The following is a 4,483-nucleotide window of genomic DNA, read 5'->3' on the forward strand; positions in this document are numbered from 1 at the left end:
CATAAAAAAATCCGATATCAGTTACCTGATACCGGATTTTGAAGCCTTGAAAAGATCGGTCAACCGATCATTAAATTCTTAACTGATCGGCATTAGCCCAAAGCCTGTCCTTTTAATTACCTCTATTGGCACTTTATTGATAAACACAAAGAAAAGCTAAGTAACAACAATCGTATGGCAATGATCTATAAAACGTATTCACGCATGAAAGAAGAGAATATTGATGCGATGAAAGATGATGCTACGATATTTTTGACCAAGCTAACTAAGAATGAAGAAGTCTAACTTACCCTCCAAAATCTGCCCAGTTTGTGACCGTCCTTTTACTTGGCGAAAAAAATGGGAACGAGATTGGGAAAACGTAAAGTACTGCTCTAAGCGTTGTGCTTCAAATAAAGTAAAATCTCATGAAGCGGGACACCCGGCCAACTCATGAATGTTATTAATACTTAAATGAATTAATACCATTTTTTTTCATACAAAAGACTCGGTATAACATTGCCATATTGTGATGCGTCATAAATGTTACTCAATGACGCTTAAGAAAAATATAGGCGATTGACGGGGCTTTCATGGACAACACTTTCTCATTTAAGATAAAACGAACACAGTTCGACGAAAATTACTCACCCGCAGAAACTACCAGGCTAACGACTAATTTTGCCAATTTAGCGCGCGGCCCGAAGCGAAAAGAAAATCTCAGTAATACGTTGAGGATGATTAACAATCGTTTCAATGCACTTGCACACTGGGACAACGGAAATGCAAATCGCTATTGTGTTTCTTTGGAAATCATATCGGTAGACATCGCCTTTAAAGGGGCAACTGACTATTTTCCTAATATTGAAATATTGCAATCGTCCATAGTCGATACTTTTACGAGCACAAAGATTGAAGGTGTGGTTGGCAATAACTTTTCCTCTTACATTAGAGATTATGATTTCAGCGTGTTGCTGTCTAAGCACAATAAAGGCAAGAAGCAATTTACGGTTCCTGAAGGATTTGGTGACTTACACGGTAAGCTATTTCAGTTATTTATTAATTCTGAAACCTACAAGAACGAGTTTTCAAAACTCCCTGTTATTTGCTTGAGCGTATCTGAAAACAAAACCTACACTAAAACTGACAATCTTCACCCAGTGCTTGGTACAGAATATGTGCCAGACTCAACTTCTCTGACAGAAGCATACTTCAAGAAGATGGGGCTAAATGTACGTTATTTTATGCCTGCTAACAGCGCTGCGCCGTTAGCCTTTTACTTTTGTGGAGATCTCCTCAATGGGTATACCAATTTGGAGTTGGTTAGCGCTATAGCAACAATGGAAACCTTTCAAAAGATATACCGCCCAGAAATATATAATGCCAATACAGCAGCTGGACGAATTTTTCAACCCAAACTGTCACATCAAGATCACTCCTATACCACTATTGTTTATGACAGACAGGAACGGACAGAACTTGCCATTGCACAAGGGGAGTTTGTGGAAAAGGAATTTATCAAGCCACACCAGACAGTATTGAACGCGCTTAGTACACAAACTTCACTTTAGACATAAAGAAGCCCAACATGATACAAAACACATTACTCCCGACATCGATTGCTGGCAGTCTGCCTAAACCTGCATGGCTAGCACAACCTAAAACACTATGGTCTCCATGGAAACTAGAAGAAAGCCACCTTCAAGAAGGTAAGCGAGATGCGCTTCTACTCGCCCTTCATGCACAACATCATGCTGGCATCGATATTGTCAGTGATGGAGAGCAATCTAGACAGCATTTCGTCACAACCTTTATTGAAAACTTGCAGGGTGTTGACTTTGAACAGAAGAAAACCGTTCGAATACGCAATCGATATGACGCAAACGTACCGGTTATCAAAGGGCCTGTTGCTTTACAAGAACCAGTATTTGCACAAGATGCCAAGTTCTTACGACAGCATACGGCTAAGCCAATAAAGTGGGCACTACCTGGTCCTATGACAATGATTGATACGCTTTATGATGACTACTACGGCTCCCGGGAGTCACTTGCATGGGAGTTTGCAAAAATACTAAATCAAGAAGCGAAAGCGCTAGAAGCTGCTGGCGTTGATATTATTCAGTTTGATGAGCCTGCGTTTAATGTGTTTTTTGATGACGTTAACGAGTGGGGAATTGCCGCCTTAGAAAAAGCTACTGAGGGACTTTCTTGTGAAACGGCCGTTCATATTTGCTATGGATATGGTATTAAAGCAAACACTGAGTGGAAAAAAACGTTAGGTGAACAATGGCGACAATATGAACATACATTTCCGAAGTTACAGCAGTCATCCATCGATATAATTTCACTTGAATGCCATAATTCAAAAGTTCCCATCGAGTTACTTGAGCTAATTAACCGCAAAAAAGTTATGGTAGGTGCAATCGACGTAGCTAGTAATGTTATTGAAACGCCAGAGGAAGTGGCTAACACACTGTTTCAAGCGCTCAAATATGTCGACAAAAATAACCTCATCCCTTGCACTAACTGCGGAATGGCGCCGCTTACTCGAGCAATCAGCGATGCAAAGCTTGATGCGCTAACACGGGGTACTCAACTAGTTAGGCGGGAGCTTGGTATTTAATATTGTATAGGTTAAACAATTTCGTCCTTCAATGCGTACAAACGTATATTAGTTAAGTATTGAGGGACGAATGGAAGCGCCAATTACGGTAGATAGATTGCGATTTTTAGTCTACCACTTTAAAGAAAAACTATGGGTAAAGCCTTTAGCCTTCTGCCTATTGTCTTTTATGTCTGTATTTGTTGCTAAAGTTGCCGACGGTACGTCATTGCATGAACATATCCCTGAAATAAAACCTGAATCCGTAGAGACGCTACTTTCCATTATGGCGTCAAGCATGATGGTGATAGCAACGTTCTCTGCAGGCACTATGGTTAACGCCTACGCGTCAGCAAGTCAGTCTTCAACGCCAAGAAGTTTAAGCTTAATAATCTCAGACGACGTGTCTCAAAACGCTTTGTCTGTTTTTATTGGGGCATTTATCTATAGCGCAGTAGCGCTTACAGTTATGAACAATGCGTTTTTCGGTAAATCAGGCACATTTATTTTATTTGCATTAACTTGCTTTGCGTTTGTCATGGTTATTTTAACGTTTATTCGATGGGTAGATAGCGTTGCTCGACTAGGCCGTGTAGGCTCTACCGTGCTTAAAGTAGAAGCTGCTACAAAACGCGCGATAGAAAATAGAATTTCACGTCCATGTTTAGGTGCAGTACCGGCGAGCCAAGCAGCAGTGCAGGGGACCCATACCATATATAGTAAGCGAGTAGGGTACATACAGCTTATCGATATCGCTAAGCTTCAATATTATGCAAAACAAAACGATGTGTTTATTAATGTCGCCATGCTTCCCGGTGAATTTGTTACGCCCGAGAAGCCTATTGCTTATACAACACAACCAGTAAAAGACAATGACATTGAATGTGCATTTTCAATTAGTGAAACACGTTCATTTGAAGCTGACCCCAAATTTGGATTTATTGTGCTAGCAGAAATTGCATCTCGCGCACTTTCACCCTCCGTTAACGATCACGGAACCGCTATAACCATACTGAGCAGCATTACTCGATTGTTGTTAGCTTGGGAGTACGATAACGAATGTGCCCCTGAAGAAAGAAGTGACACTCTAAAAAATGAATCAGTAAAGTACGACCGTGTGTCTGTCCCTGAACTGGTTGTTGAGGATATCTTTGACGACGCCTATACCAGTATTGCAAGAGATGGAGCTGATAAAATTGAAGTAGCAATCCGCATATTAAAGTCACTCATTACTGTGCACACAACATATCGTTCAAAAGATAAAAACTTTGAGAAAGCTGCAAACAAATATTTATCGTTAAGTTTCCAAAGAGCTAAAGAAACATTGTCTTTTGAAGAGGATTTAAAACGCCTTGAAGAAGTATTTGGTCGTAGTAAGTAAAAATAACGAATAGTTTGAATGTTGAAGTAATAAATATCTCTGACTAGAAACTCTGCAACGAAGTCTATACCTCATTAGTTTTTTATAAAACGCCAATTGAAGGTCACGTAATCTGGTTGTAAAACGCCTTCATATGCATTTCATAATTGAAATTAAGTCGAATTCCTTATCGTTTGCTACGTAAAATCTGACGACATATACCTCTAAATCTATTTCAGATTTTACGTAGTGCACGATTCAATATAAAACGCCTAAATCAATTTATCTAAGCTGCTTTAAATTAAAAAAGGCAGGTTTAAGCATGATGTTCAAGCACGCAAGTGAAGACCAGTAACGTCACCATAGCCTAAAAGTCTGTAAGCAATCACAGCCAACAAACCAACCGAATAGAGTGACATCAGCCCCCTAATCTTCCACACATCTAATTGCGCATAATGTATATTAAATAGTCTGCCTATCTGACTGATAATACGGGCTTTTTTTGCGTATCTCAATACCGTATTTTGTTGCCAATTCTTCAG

5 protein-coding genes are annotated in these 4,483 nt (G+C 39.8%); 4 read left to right on the forward strand and 1 reads right to left on the reverse strand.

From position 1 onward, the window contains the following. Window positions 1-271 precede the first annotated feature (271 nt). From LHL20_RS20555 to LHL20_RS20570, 4 genes are all read left to right on the forward strand, one after another. The gene (locus LHL20_RS20555) at window positions 272-436 is read left to right on the forward strand and encodes a DUF2256 domain-containing protein (RefSeq protein ID WP_226434635.1); all 165 of its coding nucleotides are present in this window, start codon (window positions 272-274) and stop codon (window positions 434-436) included. A gap of 136 nt (window positions 437-572) precedes the next feature. Further along, the gene (locus tag LHL20_RS20560; protein ID WP_226434636.1) at window positions 573-1,550 is read left to right on the forward strand and encodes a putative oxygenase MesX; all 978 of its coding nucleotides are present in this window, start codon (window positions 573-575) and stop codon (window positions 1,548-1,550) included. A 17-nt stretch (window positions 1,551-1,567) separates the two neighbouring features. Further along, a complete protein-coding gene (locus LHL20_RS20565) occupies window positions 1,568-2,602 on the forward strand; it encodes a methionine synthase (protein ID WP_226434637.1) in 1,035 nt (344 codons plus the stop codon). Between the two features lie 70 nt (window positions 2,603-2,672). Then, a complete protein-coding gene (locus LHL20_RS20570) occupies window positions 2,673-3,962 on the forward strand; it encodes a DUF2254 domain-containing protein (protein ID WP_226434638.1) in 1,290 nt (429 codons plus the stop codon). 308 nt (window positions 3,963-4,270) lie between these two features. Here LHL20_RS20570 and LHL20_RS20575 read toward each other — a convergent pair. Further along, window positions 4,271-4,483, reverse strand: a 213-nt coding sequence (locus LHL20_RS20575) for a hypothetical protein (protein WP_226434639.1), incomplete at its 5' end; no start/stop codon positions are given.

Origin of the sequence: Alteromonas sp. McT4-15 (assembly GCF_020515205.1) — a bacterium.
Taxonomy (GTDB): Bacteria; Pseudomonadota; Gammaproteobacteria; order Enterobacterales; family Alteromonadaceae; genus Alteromonas.

What these genes read in the sequence shown, in the direction of transcription:
- LHL20_RS20570 (WP_226434638.1), top strand. Translation starts at nt 2,673, where the DNA reads ATGGAAGCGCCAATTACGGTAGATAGATTGCGATTTTTAGTCTACCAC.
- LHL20_RS20560 (WP_226434636.1), top strand. Translation starts at nt 573, where the DNA reads ATGGACAACACTTTCTCATTTAAGATAAAACGAACACAGTTCGACGAA.
- LHL20_RS20555 (WP_226434635.1), top strand. Translation starts at nt 272, where the DNA reads ATGAAGAAGTCTAACTTACCCTCCAAAATCTGCCCAGTTTGTGACCGT.
- LHL20_RS20565 (WP_226434637.1), top strand. Translation starts at nt 1,568, where the DNA reads ATGATACAAAACACATTACTCCCGACATCGATTGCTGGCAGTCTGCCT.